The sequence below is a fragment of the Mesorhizobium sp. P5_C1 genome, from assembly GCF_054049815.1.
Genome location: NZ_JBFULQ010001235.1, coordinates 1 through 768, shown reverse-complemented (window position 1 = coordinate 768; position 768 = coordinate 1). Strand labels below are relative to the sequence as shown.

1 protein-coding gene and 1 pseudogene are annotated in these 768 nt (G+C 62.3%); one reads left to right on the top strand and one right to left on the bottom strand.

The window, feature by feature from the left end:
* Positions 1-348: SDR family NAD(P)-dependent oxidoreductase (locus ACXJ7R_RS35085; RefSeq protein WP_457155795.1), on the top strand; the 348-nt coding region annotated here is incomplete at its 5' end.
* Between the two features lie 30 nt (positions 349-378).
* Here ACXJ7R_RS35085 and ACXJ7R_RS35080 read toward each other — a convergent pair.
* Positions 379-768 (bottom strand): annotated as a pseudogene (locus tag ACXJ7R_RS35080) (bifunctional methylenetetrahydrofolate dehydrogenase/methenyltetrahydrofolate cyclohydrolase); the annotation flags it as partial.

Below are 768 nucleotides of genomic sequence, written 5' to 3'. Positions count from 1 at the left end.
GCCGCCTACAGTGCGTCGAAAGCCGGTGTGACGCTCCTAACCCAGACGATAGCCCTTGAATACGCTCGCCATGGTCTTCGCGCCAACGTGATTGCCCCGGGCTGGGTGCGAACGGAGATGGCCGATATGGAAATGGGCATGCTGACCGAAGGCGGGGACCCAGAGCCGGGATATCGCCGTGTCACGCGGCTCGTGCCGCAACGGCGGGCAGCTGACGCGAGCGAGATTGCAAATGTCGCCGCGTTTCTCCTTTCGCCGGAAGCCTCGTATGTCAACGGCGCCCTGATCAACGTCGACGGAGGCAGCAGCGTGGTCAATCAAGGACTCGTGGAATTCGACCAAGGCTGAGGCAATGATTGGTCGCTGCTAGAGTCTTCTTCACCGACCGCTGCGCTGGGCGGCCTTAAGGGTGTTGGCCATGAGCATCGCGATCGTCATCGGCCCGACGCCGCCGGGCACGGGAGTGATTGCCCCGGCAATTCGACAAGCGTCCTCGAAATCAACGTCGCCGACTAAACGTCCCTTTCCGGTGCCATCGGCTGCGGGTAGTCGGTTAATACCGACGTCGATAACCGTGGCACCCGGTTTGATCCAGTCYCCCTTCACGAAGTCCGGCTTGCCGACAGCGGCGACCAGGATGTCGGCCCCTCGGCAGATCTGTTCGATTTCCGCTGTTCGGCTGTGCGCGATCGTTACGGTCGCGTTCGACGCGAGCAGCAGATTGGCCATCGGTTTGCCGACGATGTTGGACCGCCCGATGACCACCGC